17 protein-coding genes and 1 tRNA gene are annotated in these 21091 nt (G+C 52.2%); 2 read left to right on the forward strand and 16 right to left on the reverse strand.

Annotation, left to right across the window (positions count from 1 at the left end; translation table 11 throughout):
* Positions 1 to 6: 6 nt before the first annotated feature.
* The 3 genes from sdhA to sdhC are packed head-to-tail and all read right to left on the reverse strand — an operon-like array spanning position 7 to position 2512.
* Positions 7 to 1779: a succinate dehydrogenase flavoprotein subunit gene (gene sdhA / locus EYC82_RS04285; RefSeq protein WP_279248310.1), complete on the reverse strand. Its 1773-nt coding sequence runs from the start codon at positions 1777 to 1779 to the stop codon at positions 7 to 9.
* Positions 1780 to 1781: 2 nt separating this feature from the next.
* Positions 1782 to 2144 (reverse strand): succinate dehydrogenase, hydrophobic membrane anchor protein, encoded by a 363-nt coding sequence (sdhD, locus tag EYC82_RS04290; RefSeq protein ID WP_279248311.1) that lies wholly within the window; start codon positions 2142 to 2144, stop codon positions 1782 to 1784.
* Positions 2138 to 2512: a succinate dehydrogenase, cytochrome b556 subunit gene (gene sdhC, locus EYC82_RS04295; protein ID WP_279248312.1), complete on the reverse strand. Its 375-nt coding sequence runs from the start codon at positions 2510 to 2512 to the stop codon at positions 2138 to 2140. Before sdhC ends, sdhD begins: the two co-directional genes overlap by 7 nt.
* Before the next feature lie 451 nt (positions 2513 to 2963).
* Between sdhC and gltA the strand changes: the two genes are divergently transcribed.
* Together gltA and EYC82_RS04305 are read left to right on the forward strand one after the other, a co-directional pair.
* The gene (gene gltA, locus EYC82_RS04300) at positions 2964 to 4253 is read left to right on the forward strand and encodes a citrate synthase (protein WP_279248313.1); all 1290 of its coding nucleotides are present in this window, start codon (positions 2964 to 2966) and stop codon (positions 4251 to 4253) included.
* Positions 4254 to 4332: 79 nt separating this feature from the next.
* The gene (locus EYC82_RS04305) at positions 4333 to 5457 is read left to right on the forward strand and encodes a beta-ketoacyl-ACP synthase III (RefSeq protein ID WP_279248314.1); all 1125 of its coding nucleotides are present in this window, start codon (positions 4333 to 4335) and stop codon (positions 5455 to 5457) included.
* 1 nt (position 5458) lies between these two features.
* Here EYC82_RS04305 and hisC read toward each other — a convergent pair whose 3' ends face one another.
* The 13 genes from hisC to EYC82_RS04370 all read right to left on the reverse strand — a co-directional run bounded on the left by hisC (position 5459) and on the right by EYC82_RS04370 (position 20969).
* Entirely contained in the window at positions 5459 to 6517 is a 1059-nt protein-coding gene (gene hisC, locus EYC82_RS04310) for a histidinol-phosphate transaminase (RefSeq protein ID WP_279248315.1), read from the reverse strand.
* A gap of 72 nt (positions 6518 to 6589) precedes the next feature.
* A tRNA-Glu gene (locus EYC82_RS04315) sits at positions 6590 to 6665 on the reverse strand.
* 111 nt (positions 6666 to 6776) lie between these two features.
* A complete protein-coding gene (locus tag EYC82_RS04320) occupies positions 6777 to 8027 on the reverse strand; it encodes a putative porin (protein ID WP_279248316.1) in 1251 nt (416 codons plus the stop codon).
* A 324-nt stretch (positions 8028 to 8351) separates the two neighbouring features.
* Positions 8352 to 9098 carry a phosphate ABC transporter ATP-binding protein PstB gene (gene pstB, locus EYC82_RS04325; protein ID WP_279250650.1) on the reverse strand — a complete coding sequence of 249 codons (747 nt, stop codon included), beginning with the start codon at positions 9096 to 9098 and terminating at the stop codon, positions 8352 to 8354.
* Between the two features lie 174 nt (positions 9099 to 9272).
* The gene (gene pstA, locus EYC82_RS04330) at positions 9273 to 10562 is read right to left on the reverse strand and encodes a phosphate ABC transporter permease PstA (RefSeq protein ID WP_279248317.1); all 1290 of its coding nucleotides are present in this window, start codon (positions 10560 to 10562) and stop codon (positions 9273 to 9275) included.
* Positions 10555 to 11940 carry a phosphate ABC transporter permease subunit PstC gene (gene pstC, locus EYC82_RS04335; protein ID WP_279248318.1) on the reverse strand — a complete coding sequence of 462 codons (1386 nt, stop codon included), beginning with the start codon at positions 11938 to 11940 and terminating at the stop codon, positions 10555 to 10557. The genes pstA and pstC overlap by 8 nt, the downstream gene beginning before the upstream one ends.
* Positions 11941 to 12039: 99 nt before the next feature.
* A complete protein-coding gene (locus tag EYC82_RS04340) occupies positions 12040 to 13194 on the reverse strand; it encodes a substrate-binding domain-containing protein (RefSeq protein WP_423243895.1) in 1155 nt (384 codons plus the stop codon).
* Positions 13195 to 13330: 136 nt separating this feature from the next.
* On the reverse strand, positions 13331 to 14050 hold the full coding sequence (phoU, locus tag EYC82_RS04345) for a phosphate signaling complex protein PhoU (RefSeq protein ID WP_279248319.1): 720 nt from the start codon (positions 14048 to 14050) through the stop codon (positions 13331 to 13333).
* A 4-nt stretch (positions 14051 to 14054) separates the two neighbouring features.
* Positions 14055 to 15326 (reverse strand): phosphate regulon sensor histidine kinase PhoR, encoded by a 1272-nt coding sequence (gene phoR / locus EYC82_RS04350; protein ID WP_279248320.1) that lies wholly within the window; start codon positions 15324 to 15326, stop codon positions 14055 to 14057.
* Between the two features lie 9 nt (positions 15327 to 15335).
* Entirely contained in the window at positions 15336 to 16055 is a 720-nt protein-coding gene (gene phoB, locus EYC82_RS04355) for a phosphate regulon transcriptional regulator PhoB (RefSeq protein ID WP_279248321.1), read from the reverse strand.
* A gap of 227 nt (positions 16056 to 16282) precedes the next feature.
* A complete protein-coding gene (locus tag EYC82_RS04360) occupies positions 16283 to 17335 on the reverse strand; it encodes a 2-oxoacid:ferredoxin oxidoreductase subunit beta (RefSeq protein WP_279248322.1) in 1053 nt (350 codons plus the stop codon).
* The gene (locus tag EYC82_RS04365; RefSeq protein ID WP_279248323.1) at positions 17332 to 19194 is read right to left on the reverse strand and encodes a 2-oxoacid:acceptor oxidoreductase subunit alpha; all 1863 of its coding nucleotides are present in this window, start codon (positions 19192 to 19194) and stop codon (positions 17332 to 17334) included. The genes EYC82_RS04360 and EYC82_RS04365 overlap by 4 nt, the downstream gene beginning before the upstream one ends.
* Positions 19191 to 20969 (reverse strand): FAD-dependent oxidoreductase, encoded by a 1779-nt coding sequence (locus tag EYC82_RS04370; RefSeq protein WP_279248324.1) that lies wholly within the window; start codon positions 20967 to 20969, stop codon positions 19191 to 19193. The genes EYC82_RS04365 and EYC82_RS04370 overlap by 4 nt, the downstream gene beginning before the upstream one ends.
* Positions 20970 to 21091 lie beyond the last annotated feature (122 nt).

Consider the following 21091-nt stretch of genomic DNA (forward strand, 5'->3'; position numbering starts at 1 on the left):
GACCCCTTAATAAGTGCGCACTTTAGGCTGGAACGTTTCAACGGTCGTCGGCTCGAAGTTAACACTGCGCTTTCCGACGCGCTTATCGGATGGGAAATACATGGAGTGGAAGAGCCAGTTTTCATCATCCCGTTCCTGGAAATCATCCCGGGCATGGGCACCTCTACTTTCCTTTCGTTCCTCTGCCGTAATGGCCGTCGCCTCAGCGACTTCGAAAAGATTGTGGAGCTCGAGTGCCTCAATACGAGCGGTATTGAACACCTGGCTCTTGTCTGCCAGTTGAAGGTTTGCCATGCGTTCGCGTATTTGACCCAGTTTCTCGATCCCTTCCCGCATGAATTTCTCATTGCGAAAAACGCCGAAGTGATTCTGCATAACACCCTGAAGCTCCGCTCGCATGCCTGCAACGTTCTCATCGCCAGTTGAGTTATTCAGATCATTCAAGCGAGACATCGCCTGCTCAAGATCGGTTTCTGATGCATCACGCATCTCAATGCCATCCCGCAGGGACTTCTCAATATGAAGCCCGGAAGCACGGCCAAACACCACAAGATCAAGCAATGAATTGCCGCCCAGACGATTTGCCCCATGCACCGAGACACACGCTACCTCACCGCAGGCGTAGAGCCCCGGGATAATCTTATCCTCGCCATTTGGTCCTTCGGTGAGCGCCTGACCGTGAATATTTGTAGGTATACCCCCCATCATGTAATGACAGGTAGGCACCACCGGAATAGGCTCTTTCACAGGATCCGCATGGGCGAAGGTTCGTGAAAGTTCGCAAATCCCCGGCAACCTGCTTTCCAGCACATCCTCGCCAAGGTGATCAAGTTTCAGGTGAACGTGATCACCTTGCGGACCACAGCCTCTTCCTTCGAGAATTTCCAGCACCATAGAGCGTGCAACAACATCACGGCCAGCGAGGTCCTTGGCGTTTGGCGCATAGCGCTCCATAAAACGCTCACCATCTTTATTGACCAGGTAACCACCCTCACCTCGACATCCTTCTGTGACAAGCGTACCGGCTCCAGCAATACCGGTGGGGTGAAACTGCCACATTTCTATATCCTGCACGGGGAATCCCGCTCGCAGGGCCATACCGATGCCGTCGCCCGTGTTTATGTGGGCGTTGGTGGTAGACGCATAAATACGCCCGGCGCCGCCGGTGGCAAATACCGTTGCTTTGGATTTTACGTAGACGGTTTCTCCCGTCTCCATGCAAATAGCGATCACGCCAACAACGGCGCCGTCCTGGTTCTTCACGATGTCTGTGGCGTACCACTCGTTAAAAAACTGTGTCTTATTTTTCAGGTTCCCTTGGTAGAGGGTATGCAGCAGTGCGTGGCCAGTCCGGTCAGCGGCAGCACACGTGCGCGCTGCTTGCCCGCCCTCGCCGAAATTCTTGGACTGGCCGCCAAAGGGCCGTTGATAGATTCGGCCCTCCTCTGTGCGGGAGAAAGGAAGACCCATGTGCTCGAGCTCATACACCGCCTCTGGACCAACGCTACACATGTATTCGATGGCATCCTGGTCACCGATATAGTCGGACCCTTTCACCGTATCGTACATGTGCCAACGCCAATCGTCCTGGGGATCGTCAGAGGCAATCGCACACGTGATGCCACCCTGTGCGGACACGGTATGAGAGCGCGTGGGGAACACCTTCGAAATTACCGCAGTCTTGAAGCCTGACTGTGCCATTTGAAGTGCTGCGCGCATGCCTGCGCCGCCCCCGCCCACAATCACGCCATCGAAAGAAATAGTACGCAGTGCAGCCATTTTTAAAGCCCCCACACAATCTGGATGCCCCAGACCACATATGTAAACATGATGATTCCACTCGCAGCTTGCGCGATAAAACGCAACACGTTGCCCAAACGACCCATCAAACGCTCTGTTAAATAGTCGGTAAACACAGCCCACAAACCTACCCAAGCATGCATCGCCAAAGACAGCAGAGCTAGCAAACTGAAAATACGCATCCAAGTTTGCTGGTAAAGCGCTGACCACTCTTCGTAGCTGGGATCACCCATTACTACAAACACTACACATACCGCGTAAGCCAGCAGAATCACGCCACTGACCCTCTGGAAGAGCCAGTCATAGAGACCTGATCGACCCATACTAGTGACTGCAGTTACCATATCCAAACCCCTGCCAAACCAATGAGTATCAGCGAAATAGAGACCAGAATTTTGACGCCGATAATGCCGCCTTCCATGGTCTCCCCAATGCCGAAATCCATAATGAGATGCTTTACTCCGGCCAGTGAGTGGTATATCAACCCGGAGAGAATTGCCCACAACACGACCTTGGTCAACGGGTGGGCGAGGCCTTCCTTGAGAGTCGCAAAGGTCTCCTCACTGGCCAAACTCAGGTCCAGACCCCACAGCAATACCGCCATGCCGGCAAACAGGAACACCCCGCTCGCTCGGTGCGTGATGGAGGCCCAGGCGGTTATTGGGAGCCTCATGGAGCCTATATCCAGATTTACGGGGCGATTATCTTTCACAATTTAGATACCGTTTCGTGACGCCCAAGGGGCGAGATTATCGGGCGACCACACAAAATTTCGCTTTACCATTCGAAGCTCTGCCGGATACGCAAAAACGCGCGAGATTATAGGCAGTTATGGCGATGAATACAAACCTGATACGCGCTGTCACCACGATTGGATGGGTGTTGCCACCGGGCAATTTTCCTCCTACAGACCGCATCGACATATTCGCTCGGTAAAGTCGACTACAGGAGGAGTCACCTCGGCTAAATCATCACGCCCCCATCCGCTTCTCTCCCCCCTCCGCTATGACTGCGATTACTGCGTGGAGGGCGGTCGTTCATCAGCACTGGCCGCCGCAGTGGAATTGAGACTCGATAGCGCCATGGCTGGCTCACCGAATTGACAAAAAGTTCCGACACTTTATAGTGGTTCACCGCGATCATGCACTACTTTAGGACCCCTTATGAGCGACAAGAAGGCCTCTTTAACGATCGATGGTGAAAACGAAACGATCGAACTCCCAATATACTCTGGCACGCTCGGTCCCGATGTAGTGGATGTGGGCGGCCTGACGGCTCAAGGGATGTTCACGTTTGACCCTGGTTTCGTCTCTACCGCCTCTTGTGAGTCGCAAATCACCTTTATCAACGGGAACGAGGGCATACTGCTCCACCGGGGATATCCCATCGAACAATTGGCGGAACACTCGGATTATCTGGAAACGTGCTACCTGCTGCTGTACGGGGAGCTTCCCACCGAGGCGCAGAAGAAAGAGTTCGTGGGAACGGTGCAGAAGCACACCATGGTCAATGAGCAAATCTGCACGTTTTTTAACGGTTTTCGACGAGATGCTCACCCCATGGCTATTGTCTGCGGGGTGGTGGGCGCACTATCAGCCTTTTACCATGATTCTCTTGAGATTTCAGATGAGCATCACCGCCAAATAGCGGCCTATCGCTTAATTGCCAAAATGCCTACTATCGCCGCCATGAGTTACAAATACTCCGTAGGCCAGCCCTTCATGTACCCGGACAACAGCCTCGGCTACGCAGAAAACTTCCTTCACATGATGTTTGGCAACCCCTGCGAGCCCAGTAAAATCAGCCCGGTGCTGGCAAAAGCGATGGACAGAATCTTCTTGCTGCATGCAGACCACGAACAAAATGCATCGACCTCCACTGTGCGTTTGGCGGGCTCCTCAGGTGCCAACCCGTTTGCCTGCATCGCAGCTGGTATAGCTGCCTTGTGGGGACCTTCTCATGGCGGCGCAAATGAGGCGGTATTGGACATGCTCGAGGAGATCGGCGACGTATCGCGCATCGATGAGTTTGTTGAGCGCGCCAAAGATAAAAATGATCCTTTTCGATTAATGGGCTTCGGGCACCGGGTCTACAAAAACTTTGACCCTCGCGCGAGTGTCATGAAACAGACGGCTGACGAAGTACTTGCCGAGCTCGGCATTGAGGATGATCCACTGCTGGAAATTGCAAAGCGGCTCGAAGAAATAGCACTATCAGATGAATATTTTATCCAGAAGAAACTCTATCCGAATGTAGACTTCTACTCCGGCATCATTCTCAAAGCAATCGGTATACCAACAAGTATGTTCACGGTCATTTTTGCCGTGGGACGAACCGTAGGATGGATCGCTCACTGGAATGAGATGATCAGTGGTAGCTACCGCATAGGCAGGCCCAGACAGTTATATACTGGATACACCAAGCGGGATTTCACGCCGGTCGATAAGCGCTAAAAAATCGCCTTGGTGACAGGCTTAACACTAATCCGTGGCGGTGCGCTCTGCGCGGTGTAATAAATAGGGGGCGCCATTCATGCTTGACATCGTTATTAGCGGAACAGGGCTCTACACTCCACCAGAGGCTATTTCCAACGACGAGCTAGTCGAGGCGTTCAACCGTTATGTAGCCGCCTTTAATGACGAGCACGCAGATGACATTGCCGCATCTCGGATCGAGCCACTGCAGGCCTCGTCTGCAGATTTTGTAGAAAAAGCATCGGGCATCAAATCGCGCTATGTCGTCAATAGAAGTGGAATTCTCGATCCACAGCGACTCACACCGCGCATTGCCGAACGCCCCAACGAAGCGCAAAGCGTACAATGTGAAATCGCGGTGGCAGCGGCTCGAGAGGCGATGGATCAAGCGGGTAAATCTGCTGCAGATATCGATGCTGTTATCGTTGCGGCCTCTAATATGCAGCGTCCCTATCCGGCGATAGCGATAGAAGTGCAAGATGCTCTGGGCATCACCGGATGGGGCTTCGATATGAATGTAGCGTGCTCTTCTGCAACCTTCGGCATCCAGCAGGCCAGAGATTCTGTTCGATCGGGCAGTGCAAGAGCCGTTCTGATTGTTAATCCGGAAATTTGCAGTGGCCACCTCAACTTTCGAGACCGTGATTCTCACTTCATTTTCGGCGACGTGTGCACGGCAATCGTTGTCGAAGGGCTTGAAACTGCGTCGGGTGCGGAGCGTTACGGGATCGTCGATACAAGACTGCAAACCATTTACTCAAATAACATTCGTAATAATTTTGGCTTCCTCAACCGCGGAGACGACTCGAGTATCGGGGCAACAGATAAGCTGTTTGTTCAGGAGGGGAGAAAGGTTTTTAAAGAGGTCTGCCCTGTTGTTGCAGATCAGATTCTGGGTCAACTGAGCGACCTCGACATTTTACCTGATCAACTGCGCCGTCTTTGGCTACATCAGGCAAACCTGAGCATGAATCAGCTCATCTCTAAACGTGTACTCGGGCGCGTTGCGTCCGAAGTTGAAGCGCCCACGATTCTGGATGAGTATGCCAATACGAGTTCAGCGGGCTCAGTCATCGCATTTCATAAGCACCGTTCCGGTCTCATCGAGGGCGATCTCGGCGTACTGTGCTCCTTCGGAGCGGGTTACAGCGTTGGCAGCGTCATACTGCAGAAGCTTGCATAACTCACTTTATTAGCTCGTCAAGCGCCTCGAGTAAAGCGTTGTTCGCCTCGTCAGCAGCCACACTGATGCGCAGAAAGTTATCAATCCTATCGCGCTCAAAATGCCGCACAATGATCCCGTGCTCCCGCAACCCCTGAAAAAGGGATTTGGCAGATTGGTCGCGGTGTCTTGCAAACACAAAATTTGCATGCGACGGCAACACATCGAAGTGCCGGGCAAGTAAACCTTCCGTAAGCTTTCGTCGAGAATCGACGATGCGGCCGCAACACTCCGCAAAGTATTCCTCATCGCCAATAGCCGCCAGCGCTGCCCTCTGGGCAAGGACATCCAGCGGGTAGGAGTTAAACGAATTTTTAACTCTATTCAGTCCTTCAATCAAGGCTGGATCACCCATTGCAAAACCCACACGCAAACCCGCAAGCGAACGTGATTTAGAAAGGGTCTGGACCACCAGCAGGTTATCAAAATCCGGGATTAACTGAGCCGCCGATTCGCCGCCGAAATCGATATAGGCTTCATCGATAACGACAACAGAGTCTCTGCAGCGCTCCAGCAGGGCGCGGATCGACTCCAGACTCATGAGTATCCCAGTCGGTGCGTTGGGATTGGGAATAATAATCCCGCCGTTTTTTGCCGGATATGCCGACGGATCAATTGTGAAATCGTCGCATACCGGCACTGTCTCGTAAGCGATCTCAAAAAGACCGGCCCAAACTGGGTAAAAGCTGTAGCTAATGTCGGGAAAATACAGCGGCAAATCGTGCTTAAGCAGGCTCATAAAGCACAGTGCGATCACCTCATCAGAGCCGTTACCGAGGAATACAGAGTGAGGCTCCAATCCGTTACGGGCAGCAATTGCCTCACGTAGAGCGCAGGATTCAGGATCGGGGTAACGCCGCAAGTCGTCATCGCTGGCACTGGATATTGCCTCACGCACGCTTGGGGACGGCGGATACGGGCTTTCGTTAGTATTGAGCTTAACAAGGCGCTGATCAAGAGGCTGCTCGCCTGGAACATAGGGCGTAAGTGCCCCGGTGACTTTGCTCCAGTAACGACTCATGGCTGCAAGCTCTCCTCGCCTCTGCTAGCCCAAAAAGCGGCAAGCCCGGTGGTCGCCCGAGCTTGAAGAATGTGGCGTCCCCTAGGGGGTTCGAACCCCTGTTACCGCCGTGAAAGGGCAGTGTCCTGGACCACTAGACGAAGGGGACGCATTGATTTTCCTCACGGAAAAACCGCGCCATTGTACCGTAGCCCCGCAACGATGCAAGGTGCTTGAATCTGCACACTGCCCCCGGGTCCGGCCACAGGCCACATCTTGATTAGTATTTAAAGAGAGTATCAATCTGCAGACGCTTGTAATCTGCATTGTCACCCAAATCGACACCGCGCTTATTGTAAAAATACGTTGCCGCAAATGACCACTGGCTATCGATCGCATACTTTGCCGCGAACTTGCTGCCCTTGCCATCACTGCCGCCCCCGGCAAAATCGGAGTCTGTGAAAAGTCCAAGCACTGCATCTGCCTCAAGATCCTCGTACTGATACTGAAGCTGCCAACTACCGGGCTTCTTGGCTTCCCCTAGCTTCACGCCGGCGACATAGCCAGAATCGAACTCATCTGCGGCACTATTCTTAACATACTCACCGTAAACGTTTAATGGGATGTCGAATACCTGCAGAGCGATGTCCAGAGAGCCACTTGCCACCTGGTAGTCAAACTCATAAACGGTTTCCCCGTCCTTTTGTACAGTCGAGTTGCCGAAGAAGTCGTCGTCATAAATAGTCCTGCGCCCCTTACTCGGAAAATCGAGATAGGCGGCTGACGCGGTTAAGGTCAAACCATCGGAGATTTCGAATGCACCACCGAGCTGCGCCCCCCAAATTCCATCATTATCCCTCGCACTGTCACTTTCGATAAACGAATAAGAAGCGTTGGCAAAAAAAGTGTCGTTAGCCCACTGCACTGCCAGCCCCTCAGGCCTGAAATCACTGTCCCATATGAGCTGGCTCTTTTGTACCCTGTAGTATGGGTTAGCGAATTTGCCCGCGGTAAGTGCGGTATTCTCCAAACCTGTCCAGGTGGCGTAGGCAAGATCGAGGCGCACGTCTTTGGTTGAGCCCCCTCCCCCGAGGGTCTCGTTTGTTGATACCGGATCATCCCCACCGGTGGCCATGCCGAAGCCGACTTCTGCGGTATCGGTGATTTTTGCCACCAGGGCGGGGCGCGCACGAATGCGATTTCGATCGCGATCATCCCTGTCGTCCTGACGAATGTCCTCGTAGCGGTAGCGAAAATCCCCCTTCCACTTTATTCGCTCAGCCCATGAAGAGGCATCGTCGCGAGACTTAAGGGCGGCTACCTCGGCATTGGTTGCCTCCAAGTCTTCAACAGTAACAGCGCTGCGCGCCGCGCGCAGTTGTCGATTCTCAACCTCTAGCGCGTTTATTCGCTCATTCATAGCCGCAAACTGGGCCTTAAACTGCGCCCACTCGGCGTCCGGTATTCCCGCTCTCACTCCCACGCTCAGCAGCAGTAAGAGGGCTCCAGCAACAGCTGATTTCGTATTCATTTTCATGATCCTCTTTAAAAGTCTTCGCGATGCATTGCTCACCACACGCATCAGCGATAAAGACTAAAGCGATAACATGACACTTTTATGAAATATGACGATTTTTCGGTGACGTATTTGTTAAATAGCCATCAACTACGTAATGAAGAGTGCGAGTGGCAGCGGTATAAAAGCAAAACACAAATTGCGGAGGCGGCGGCATCGCCTACGCGACAAGAAATCAGGTGGCTACAGGGCGAGCGACCCCTCTGGCATCACGCATCGCCGGGGGCTCCCGGGCAAGTCAGCAACGTCTGTCAAGACGGATCCTCCCTGGGGGCCGCGTCAGCCGAAGCGGCCGGTTATGTAGTTTTCCGTCAATTGATGCTGTGGGAGAGTGAAAATTTCCTTGGTTTCCCCAACCTCGATGAGCTCCCCGAGATGAAAATAGGCCGTGCGCTGTGAAACACGGGCGGCCTGCTGCATTGAGTGGGTAACAATAGCGATCGTATAATTTGCCTTTAGCTCGCTCATCAGTTCCTCGATTCGTGCTGTGGCGATCGGGTCCAGCGCCGAACAGGGCTCATCCATCAGGATGATTTCAGGACTGACTGCAATTGCTCTGGCTATGCACAGGCGCTGCTGCTGCCCGCCGGAAAGCCCTGTTCCGGGCTTGTCCAACTGGTCCTTAACCTCATCAAACAGGCTCGCACGACGAAGACTACTCTCCACTATCTCGTCCATTGTCGCTTTGTTTTGAGCAAGCCCATGAATCTTGGGACCATAAGCGACGTTTTCATAAATCGACTTAGGAAATGGATTTGGCTTCTGAAACACCATCCCCACTCGTGCACGTAGCAATACGGTATCCCGCTCTTTTTGATAGATATCTTCACCGTCCAATGTGATTTTCCCTTCTACCCGACACGCTGGAATTATGTCGTTCATGCGATTAAGAGTACGCAGGAAAGTCGACTTGCCACAGCCCGACGGACCAATCATAGCGAGAATTTCATTCTGAGCTATATCAAGCGATATATTGGTGATCGCCTGCTTCTCGCCGTAGAAGACATTAACATTACGGGCGGACATTTTGGCGTGCTTCACAAAAGGACTTCCGATCGTTTCCTGGCCGCGGGCATCGGGATCGAGATGAAGCGACTCCACGCTGCTGCCATTCTCTGCCGAATGAGCGTTGGCAACCGTCCGGTTCGTAACGTTTTTATCAGCTCCCATACCCTCAAAATTCTCCATCTTTGACGCCATTTATTTCCGCTCGAATCGCCTGCGCAGGTAAACTGCTGCTGCATTCATCATAATCAAAAATGCCATCAGTACCATAATCGCCGCTGAGGTTTTTTCAGTAAATCCGCGCTCTGGGCTATCGGCCCAAAGAAAAATCTGCACAGGTAACACTGTAGCGGGATCTGTCACGCCAGCAGGCACCTCCATGATAAAAGCTACCATGCCAATCATCAGCAAAGGCGCTGTCTCACCGAGGGCCTGCGCCATGCCAATAATTGAACCCGTTAAAATCCCTGGCATCGCAACGGGCAGCACATGGTGCAAAATCGTTTGCAATTTAGATGCGCCTACTCCCAGCGCAGCCTCATGAATCGACGGAGGTACTGCCTGTATGGCCGCCCTCGATGTGATAATTATCGTCGGCAAGGTCATTAAGGCTAACACTATACCTCCGACCAGCGGCGCCGAACGGGGCAACTCGAAAAAATTGATAAATACTGCCAAGCCCAGCAAGCCAAAAACAATGGAGGGAACCGCAGCCAGGTTGTTAATATTAATCTCGATGACATCCGTCAACCGATTCTTGGGCGCGAATTCTTCCAGATAAATGGCGGCCATGACCCCAATCGGAAACGCCAAACAAAAGGTCACCAGCAGGGTATATAACGAACCCACCAATGCCGCTTTGATTCCCGCTAACTCAGGCTCTCTGGAATCACCCGCAAGAAAAAACGTTGTATTAAAGCGTAACTCAGTCCTCCCCTCCTCACGCAGAGTATTCAGCCACCTCATCTGTACATCTTTTACCTTGCGCTCTGCCTCCTCCGTGGCGGCCGTTACCTGTCCCTTCAAATAGCTGCTCGCCTCGGAATGAGCCAGAAGCCAGATGTTCCGTTTCTTCCCGACTAATGCGGGATCGGCAACCACCATATCGCGCAGCGAATACTCCGCGCCAATGCTGATCAAACGATAAAGGCGCCGCTTCTCTGCGCGAATGGAGACGTCCGGAAACATCTCCCGCAAACTGAGTTTTATAACAGCGCCGTAGTCCGCGCGCGCCAGGTCTTCTGACGTAAAATCTTGAGGCAGTTCAAGGCTTTCCCGATCAAAGTCAACCGTCACCTTGATGTAGTGCTGTGTAAATGCGGGAGTTCCCTTAATGATAATGTCTGCAAGCAACAGAAACAGAAAAACAAATCCTGCAAGAACAGCCAGCATCCCATACAAGCGGAACCTTCGCTCACGAGCATAGCGCTTGCGTAACGATGCCTGTATCAACGCAGTTGTGCGGTAGTCCTCATTCTTATTCATACTGTTCTCGATACCGCCTTACTACATAAAGAGCGACGATGTTCAGCAGTAAGGTGACAAAAAACAGGACAAGCCCCAGCGCAAAGGCAGCGAGGGTCTTTGGACTGTCGAATTCCTGATCGCCGACAAGCAAGGTAACAATTTGTACTGTAATCGTTGTCACTGCCTCCAGTGGGTTAATTGTCAGCTTGGCAGATAATCCAGCCGCCATGACCACGATCATGGTCTCCCCAATAGCGCGGGATGCAGCAAGGAGAATACCACCAACAATGCCGGGCAGAGCAGCGGGGAGAACCACGCGCCTGATTGTTTCGCTCATCGTTGCGCCCATACCAAGGGAAGCCTCCCTCAAGCTATCAGGCACTGCATTAATAATATCGTCTGACAGGGACATCACGAACGGGATTATCATAATCCCCATCACCAAGCCGGCAGCCAGAGCACTTTCTGAGGCCACACTCAGGCCCATTGACTCACCCAGGCGCCTGATAAACGGTGCGACCGTGAGAGCGGCGAAGAAACCGTAGACCACCGTAGGCACGCCAGCGAGGACTTCCAGCACAGGCTTGGTCACTGCACGAAAGCGTCTGGACGCATACTCGCTGAGATAAATGGCCGACATCAACCCGACGGGTACGGCTATGAACAGGGCAACGATGGAAATCAGCAAGGTACCAACCAGCAAGGGTATAAAGCCAAACGACCCCGAGGCCCCCACCTGATCGGATCGGATTGCCATCTGGGGACTCCACTGCAAACCAAACAGAAAATCGATAACGGGTACGGCCTGAAAAAAGCGAACCGCCTCAAACAATACAGACAGAACAATCCCCAGAGTCGTTAGTACAGCGATAAAGGAACAGATAAAAAGCATCCATTCCAGCATATTCTCCACATGGTTACGCGCACGCAGAGTCGGCTTGATCCGCCTGAGAGCCAACAAAGCGCCTGCAACAGCAGCCACGAGCACAACAATGATTTTTTTGTAGGCAAGCGAAGCGGATATCTCGCGGTAATGTTGCGCCGCCGCTACCTGCGCCTCATCGAGGCCAGCCTCATCAATCTGGTCCAACGCAAAACTTTGCAGCTGGTTATAGTAGAGACCCAGTTGATCGGTGCTCAAAGCGCGCACCTCTGGTGTTAGACCCGAAATGACCGAACTATAGATTAGACTACTTTCGAGTCCGGTCCAGACCAGCAGGATTGCGACAGAAGGTAAAAAGGCCCAGGCAGCCGCCATATAACCATAATGCTTTGGGAGCGAATGTAGAGAAGCACCACCGCGCGTCTTGGCTATTAGCTGAGAACGCGTTCGCCCCAGAAAAAAGCTGACGACACAAAAGGCGATCAATACCAGAAACGCTGTGATTGTCTGCATTACGCTACAGTGCCTTCAGTGACCTGACCGTATATCATTTATATAAAATCTCACCGCGCACCCCGACTGAGCGTGTTTGAAACGGCCAGTACGGCTTAGCTACATTTCCAGCTGTCTAAGGGTTTTAATGTCTTCCCGGACTGCATCGCGCTCGGCATTCTCCAGCGGAATCAAACCCCGTTCCGTAAGATAACCGTCCTCGCCCATAGCCCGGTTGGAGGTGAACTCTACGGCATATTCCTGGATACCCGGAATTTTCCCGACATGTGCCCCCTTGATATAGAAATACAGTGGACGTGATACCGGATAATTACCACTGGCTATACTTTCGAAACTAGGGGCTACTCCGTCCACCACCGAACCCTGAACTTTGTCCCCATTCTCCTCAAGAAAGCTGTAACCAAAAATACCCACCGCATTCGGGTTGGCTTCCAGTTTCTGTACAATCAGGTTGTCATTTTCACCAGCTTCAATATAAACGCCATCCTCGCGCACCGCATAAACTAATGCCTTGAAAACGTCCTTGCCTTTCGGCGCCTTGCCTTTACTCTGAGCTATTGCATCGTATACGGCACCAGATACACCCAGTTTTTTCATGACCGTTCTGATTTCACTCTCCTGGTCTGCCCCTAGTTTGTAAAGGAATTTAAGGTCGCCATTGGACTTAGCGCCTCCGGCCATGGCTAGTTCCACAAACGCATCACGCGTTCCGGAAGTGGGCGGCGGGCCCAGAACCTCGATGTTAACGGCCGGCAACTGCGGATTAACATCCTTCCAGGTGTTGTACGGATTGGCGATCAATTCACTGTTCTTGCCCGGCACATCCTTGGCCAGGGCAAGGTAGACGTCGCGCAGACTCAGCGTCAACTGGGGGGCCTTTGCAGAGTTAGCGATCGCGATTCCATCGTACCCCACTAACACCTCGACGACATTGTCAACGCCGTTGGACTGGCAGTTATCAAATTCACTTTTTTTAATGCGTCGCGAAGCATTCGTCACATCAGGCGTGTTAGCTCCAACACCGGAACAAAACAGCTTCAAACCGCCACCAGTGCCAGTAGACTCGATTTTTGGTGATTTGAAATCTGTCGATCTACCAAACCGCTCAGCGACAACAGTGGCAAACGGATAAACAGTTGAGGAGCCCACGATGCTGATTGTATCGCGGCTTGCTGCAGGAGCAGTGGTAGACGCTCCCAGCAAAGCTGCCACGGCCGCTGATTGGAAGAGCATTATGACGTTCGTTTTCATCATTTAAAGACTCCAGTAATTAGTGGTTTTGAGTATCCGCTAATGCGCACTGGTGCAGTCTAATTCCGCTTTGTTACGTTTTCGTTACAGCAACTGTAAAAGACCAAACTAGACAGCCGCTGCCGCCTGTTAATCGTTTTTAACCTTTTGGGGCATGCTCATGAAGACCATCGAGGCCGCCATGCCTCACATCGGCGCCCTTCACAAGATATACCAAATGCTCGGCGATATTTGTCGCGTGATCGCCTATCCGCTCCAGGCTCCGCAGCGCCCACATCTCATTTAATATCACCCCAATTTTTCGCGAATCTTCAAGCATGAATGTCGCCAGACTACGCATCGCAGATCCGTACTGTCGGTCGACCTCTTCGTCACCCCTGACCACGTCAACGGCCTGCTCCACTTCCAGCCGCGCGAACGCATCCAGGGCTCGATGCAACATACTGCCTACAAGCTCGCCGATCTGGCGCACTTCCGCAAAATTAGAGGGAGATATGCCGTCGTCAGACATTCTTATCGTTTGCTGTGCAATTTTTGCGGCCTCGTCGCCAATGCGTTCGAGGTCAGTATTAACCTTGATAATTGCGATCACCAAACGCAAGTCGCTTGCCGTGGGCTGCCGTCTCGCGATGATAGTGGCACAGGCATCGTCAATCGACATCTCCATCTGGTTGATCTCTGCATCGCGATCAATGATGGCTTGCGCTTCACCCGTATCCATCTGTAAAAGCGCATTGATCGCGCTCGTAAGCTGCTGCTCTACGGCTCCGCCCATGGACAACATCTGGTTACGGAGTGACTCAAGCTCCGTATTGAATGTCGCGGAAATATGATGCTGGTAATCTTCTTTTTTAAGCAATGCGCTATCCTCCAGAGGAAAAAATGAGGCTAAAAGTGCTGCCTTCGCCAATTCGGCTCTCTATAAGCAAACGCGCGCCGTGCGCAGCTGCTACATGCTTGACGATTGCAAGCCCCAGACCAGTCCCGCCAGTGGCGGAATTACGGCTGTCATCGACTCTGTAAAAGCGTTCTGTCAGGCGCGGCAGATGGACAGCGTCAATGCCAATTCCCGCATCGCTAACGCTCAATTTACTTTTATCGTGCTCTTCAAACCATGAAATAGTGACGGCGCTGTTCTCACCACTGTATTTTATCGCGTTAATCACGAGATTCGAGACAGCGCTGTATAGTTGTTGATAGCTGCCTATCACCGAGCGCTTACTCGATAACTCAAGGAGTAAGGTCGCCTTCGGGTACGCATCTCCCAGCTCGTCCCGTAACTCCTGCAGCAAGCCTCCTATATCGACCGCCTCATCCATTCTCGCACTTTGACCGCTTTCAATTTTCGACAGCCACAAAAGGTCGTGCAGGACGCTCTCCATCCGATGAGCCTGCTGACCCATTTGATTCAGGGGTCTTCGGTAGCGCTGCGGTAAATCTTCACCATTGGCCTCTATCGTTCCGAGATACCCAGTGATTACTGTTAACGGAGTTCGAAGTTCGTGGGAAACATTGGCAACAAAATCACTGCGCATCTTTTCCATGCGCACCGAGTCGCTTACATCACGGATGAAGAGCACGCGATCACCTTCCCCAAAATGCGTAATTTCGACACGAAGGAAAACTTTCTCACCTCCCCCTGTTGCTTCAAACTGCAGTGGCTCAGAATAATCCTGTGCCAGAAAATAGTCGGCAAACTCCGGGCCGCGCACCAGGTTAGTCAGTCGTTGTCCAGTGTCTTCAGGGTAGCGCAGCCCCAGTAGTGGCTCTGCCGATCGATTAAACCAGGCAATAATACCGTCTTCACCTACCATGACAACACCATCGCGAATGACGGCGAGAGAGCTCTGCATGTATTCTATTGTAGATTGCAATTGCGCTTGCACCTGGTCACTCTTTCGCTGATGAAAGTAGATCAGGGCGAGTAAATCGCTACATATACCGCTCGTGTCCGGGACATTCTGCTCCGGATCACTCAGCCAACGCTGTACCTTATCTATTTCGTATAGCCAAAAACAAATGACTGCCGACAGGGTGATCATCACCGCAGTCGCCGTGTATCCGTATATCCAACCCAGCATTGCTGCACCAAGAACCAGTAAGGCGATTTTCAGTCCAGCTTTGAGGCCACTCATCTCACTGGATCAATCGAGTTGTAAAGTGGCATTGGGAGAGAAGCGATACCCCGTGCCACGCACCGTTTGAATGACGGATGAGTAATCTCCCCACGGAGATTGCAAGGCCTTGCGTAATCGCCGGATATGAACATCCACCGTGCGCTCCTCTATGTAAACATTCACGCCCCAGACCTGATCCAGCAGCTGACCCCGCGTATACGCCCGCTCAGGGTGCGACATAAAAAACTGTAGTAAATTGAATTCAGTGGGGCCCATGACTACAGCGTGCTCTCGAATAAATACGCGCATGCTCCGGGCATCCAGCAGCAGGTCACGGACCTGATACTTGCTTCCCTCGACACTCGCTCCCGAGCCCGTGCGCCGTAGCAAGGCCTTGATACGTGCTATTAGCTCGCGTGGTGCAAAGGGTTTCGTAATGTAATCATCTGCACCCACATCCAGGCCATGAATAACATTATCCTCAGTAGTTTTTGCAGTCAGCATGATAACGGGTATTTCCCCCGTCAACTCCTCACGCTTCAGTCGCCGCAGAAGCTCGAGCCCACTTCCGCCGGGCAGCATCCAGTCCAACAGCACGATGGACGGCCGCTCGTCAACGATGAGCTGGTATGCCTGTTGAATATTTTCTGCTTCGATACACTCAAAATCAGCCATCTCGAGGGCGAGGCGAATCATATCCCTGATAGCACATTCATCATCGACTATTAGTACTTTCGTTGAATCCATACAGCCCAACGCCCTCGACCTCCCCGAACACCGCATTAAAAACGGGAATTATGACAATTACATTACACGCGGGGTCTCAATGGCAAAACGGACTGAAAAAACCCTTTGAGGTAGCTCAGCCGAGACCACTGAAGGTTGCTAGCGTGCCGCGTAGACAACAGGCCATACTCCGCGAGGAAGTGCAATCGCCAAGCCTGTCAGGGGCGGCTGTGGAGCGCAGCTGACAGCTAGCGAAGGCTCGCGTTAATGTTCACAAGCATTTTGTTACCGGGGCACAGATCTACCTCTTCGAGCTCGTTGAGCGGCCGTTGAGACGTCTCGATGACCTCGTGCAGATCGCGTGAATCCTTGTTCATATAGATGAGCCCCGTAAGAATGTTACCCTCATTGCGGTGCTCTTCGAGGGCCCCCATCGCGGAGCGACGACTAAACGGGTCAAAAGAATCATCCACTTTGTAAAGGTGGATACTGGAACCGTCGTGGAGGGTCACCTCGTGACTGCTACCAGGCTCGTACTCCGTGGTAATTTCCTTATGCATGGGTACGAAGTCGATAGTGCCAGTAGCCTCCGAATGTTCTCGAACAAACTCGTAGCTTTTTGTAGAGGCCAGATTGTTGTTAAAGGTGACACAGGGCGAGATCACATCTATCAATGCAAACCCACGGTGAGACATTGCGGCCTTGATAAGAGGCACAAGTTGCTCCTTGTCACCAGAAAAGCTGCGGCCTATAAAAGTTGCCCCCATCTGCAAAGCGGTACCGCAGAGATCGATGGAGCTGTATAGATTCGGATCACCCTTCTTGCTCGCTGAACCCCTGTCTGCCGTGGCGGAATCTTGTCCTTTGGTCAGACCATAGCAACCATTATTCATAATGATATACACCATATTCAGGTTACGCCGCGCCACATGCGCAAACTGACCCATTCCTATGGATGCGGTATCTCCATCACCTGATACTCCCATGTACAACAGATCGCGATTCGCCAGTGCAGCACCTGTAACGACAGACGGCATACGGCCGTGCACCGAATTAAAACCGTGTGAATTACCGAGGAAATATGTCGGCGTCTTGGAAGAGCAACCAATCCCCGAAAGTTTCGCGATTTTATGCGGCTCAATCGACAGTTCATGACACGCACGCACAATAGCGCCACTAATCGAATCATGACCACAGCCAGCGCACAGCGTTGAAATAGCGCCTTCGTAGTCCGCCTTGGTATAGCCAAGGTCATTCACCGGCAGCTCGGGGTGCCTAAATTTTGGTAGCTGATAACTCATAATGTTTCTCCCACCCCGCTCAGTGAGGCCTTGCGATGAAGTGGTAACACGTTGTCACCGTTGAGATGCTTTTTAATCTGCTTGCGAATGTTCCGAGCACTGATCGGCGTACCATCGAAGCAGAGAACAGATTTAAGTATATCCGGCCCAAACTCGAACTCTGCCATTAGCAGGGTGCGCAATTGAGCATCGCGATTTTGCTCAATAACAAACACTTGAACGTGACTCTCAATAAACTGCTGCACTTCGCTGTTGAAAGGAAATGCGCGAACACGCATCGCATTCATAAAAATGCCTTCTTCCGCAAGATAATCGAGTGCTTCCCTCGAGGATTCCTCACTGGTACCGAAATACAGCACCGCCGTATCTGTCTCGTGACCACAGTCAACGGTTACCGGGGCTGGCACATGTTCATTAATCGTATCCCACTTGCGCAACAACCGGAGCATATTCGCTTCGTAGTCCTCTCCGTTCTCAGAGTAAACCGCGTATTCGTTGCGGGAGGTGCCCCGCGTGAAAAAGGAGCCTCTGGTCGGGTGAGTGCCGGGATAAGTGCGATAGCAGATGGCATCGCCATCGACATCAAGATACCGTCCAAACTCCGTTCCCGCCTCCAACTCCTCCTCGGTCATGACCTTACCCCGATCATATTTACGCTCGTCATCCCAGGAAAGCGGCTCCGACATGTTGTCATTCATGCCCAGATCGAGATCACTCATCAGAATAATCGGTGTCTGCAGACGCTCTGCCAAGTCAAATGCTTGTGCTCCGAAATCGAAACACTCTTTAGGTGTTGAGGGAAACAGTAGCACCTGCTTGGTGTCACCGTGGGAGGCATAGGCGCACGCCAAAACATCCGATTGCTGGGTGCGCGTTGGCATGCCGGTGGAAGGGCCCGCTCGCTGCACGTTGAACAAAACCGTAGGAATCTCTGCAAAGTATGCCAGCCCGAGAAATTCGCTCATCAGTGAAACACCAGGGCCCGAGGTTGCTGTAAATGCCCTCGACCCATTCCAACTCGCGCCAATAGCCATCCCAATAGCCGCAAGCTCATCCTCACCTTGCACGATGGCATAGTTTCGACGCCCTGTGCCTGGGTCGATTCTCACCCGCTTGGCATATTTTTCGAACGCATCGACAACGGAGGTAGAGGGCGTAATTGGGTACCAGGCCGCGACAGTGGCTCCACCGTACAGAGCTCCAAGACCCAGCGCCTCGTTACCATCCAGTAATATCTTGTCACCGACCATATCACTGTGTTCTACACGAATACTGATAGGGCATTCGACATTCGCCCGGGCATACTGATGTCCCAGCTCTAACGCATGAATATTTGGCAACACCAGGTTTTTCTTGCCCTTGAACTGATCTTCCACCAGCCCGGTCAGCACTTTAAAATCGATGTCCAGCAATGCCGCTAGCGCACCAACATAAATAACATTCTTGAATAACTGGCGTTGCCGCGGATCGTCGTATTCTTTATTACAAATCCGCGTCAGGGGCAGGCCAATAATACTAATATCATTGCGATGCTGGCGCAGGTCGAGTGGCTTGGTATTGTCATAGATGAAATAGCCGCCCGGCTCAACCTCGCGTATATCATCGGCCATGCTCTGCGGATTCACCGATAACGCAATATCTACACCCCCGCGGCGACCAAGATAGCCTTTGTCACTCACCCTCACCTCATACCAGGTCGGGAGTCCCTGAATATTCGATGGAAAAATATTCTTGGGCGATACAGGCACGCCCATGCGGAATATGGCTTTCGCAAAGAGACTGTTGGCACTAGCAGAACCCGTGCCGTTCACGTTAGCGAACTTAATGACGAAGTCGTTGACCGACTCTATAGACTTCATAGTGGTTGATCCGCTTTGCTGACACTGTAGAGAAATTTTTGCATGTCCCACGCTGTAGTCGGACAACGCTCCGCGCACAAACCACAGTGCAAACAGACATTTTCGTCCTTCACCATGACTCGCATGGTGGGTAAATCTGCCGAGACATAGAGATCCTGCGCAAGGTTACCTGCAGGAGCGGATAACCGGCTGCGGAGATCCTCTTCGGCCCCATTTGAGGTGAAGGAAATGCAATCCGTTGGACATATATCCACACACGCATCGCATTCGATACAGCGCACTTCGTCGAAAACCGTTTGCACATCACAGTTGAGACAGCGCTCCGCTTCCTTGAAGCCCGTCGATTGGTCAAAACCGAGCTCCACCTCCATTTTTCGATCGGTCAGCGTCTTCTCCAGTGGTGCTAGCGGGACCTTGTAACGTTGATCCATGGCAATATCATTGTCATAACTCCACTCGTGCACACCCATTTTCTGGCTGCCCTGAGACACCCGCGGAGAGGGCCGGTCATTGACATCATCACCGCGACAAAAAAGATCAATACTAACGGCCGCCTGATGTCCGTGAGCGACAGCAGTGATCACATTTTCAGGGCCAAAAGCGGCATCTCCGCCAAAAAAAACTTTTTCATTTGTGGACTGAAAGGTGCTTTCATTAACGACCGGCATATCCCACTTGTCGAACTCGATCCCGAGATCTCTCTCTATCCACGGAAACGTATTTTCTTGGCCGATCGCCATGAGCACATGGTCGGCCTCCATGAACACCAGATCTTCTCCAGTCGGCACCAAAGAACGCTTGCCTGCTTCATCATAGCGCGCCTCGACTTTTTCGAATCTCATACCTTTCAAGCGCCCATCTTCAACCACGAAATCCTTGGGCACGTGGTTGTTATATATAGGAATACCTTCATGTTGAGCATCCTCTTTTTCCCAAGGCGACGCTTTCATATCCTCATAAGGGCTGCGCACAACGACTCGAACATCCTCACCGCCAAGACGACGAGACGTGCGGCAACAGTCCATAGCGGTATTGCCGCCGCCGAGCACCAACACGCGCTTGCCGATTGAATCCGTATGTTCGAAAGCGACGCTGGAGAGCCACTCAATGCCAAGACTTACACTATCCATAGCATCCTCCAGGCCTGGCAGGTTGAGACCTTTCCCGCGCGGGGCACCGGTTCCAACGAACACCGCATCATAGTTTTTTTGGAGTATTTCCTTGAGGCTATCGACTTCAATATTGAAGGTCACATTAATGCCCATCTCGAGTATGTAGTTGACCTCCTCATTCAATACCTTTTCGGGAAGCCGAAAAGCAGGTATCTGACTGCGCATCATGCCTCCACCGGCGAACTGATTGTCGTAGACATCTATCTCGTATCCCAGCGGCGCGAGACCACGAGCAACAGTCAGCGATGCAGGGCCTGCCCCGATTAGCGCAATACGCTTGCCATTCTTTTTCTTGGGAATGACGGGCAGGCGATCCGAGATATCTCCTTTGTTATCTGCCGCGACACGCTTCAGGCGACAAATTGCCACCGGCTCTTCCTCGACCCTGACACGGCGGCAAGCAGGCTCGCACGGGCGGTCACAGGTGCGCCCAAGAATACCCGGGAAAACGTTCGACTCCCAATTCACCATGTAGGCATCGGTATACCTCTCCGCGGCGATCAGGCGTATGTATTCGGGAACGGGTGTATGCGCCGGACAGGCATACTGACAATCTACTACCTTATGGAAGTATTCTGGATCCTTGATATTGGTCGGTTTCACAGGCCATGCTCGTCATAGGGATAGAAAAAGCACTTAACTAGAGCTCATCGAGTAACAGACGAGAATTGTTGCATATGTCAAGCACCATTTCATCAGGATGGCCCTGCGATTTGCGTTACTTT

Origin of the sequence: Candidatus Marimicrobium litorale (assembly GCF_026262645.1) — a bacterium.
In the GTDB taxonomy this organism is placed as follows: domain Bacteria; phylum Pseudomonadota; class Gammaproteobacteria; order Pseudomonadales; family Halieaceae; genus Marimicrobium; species Marimicrobium litorale.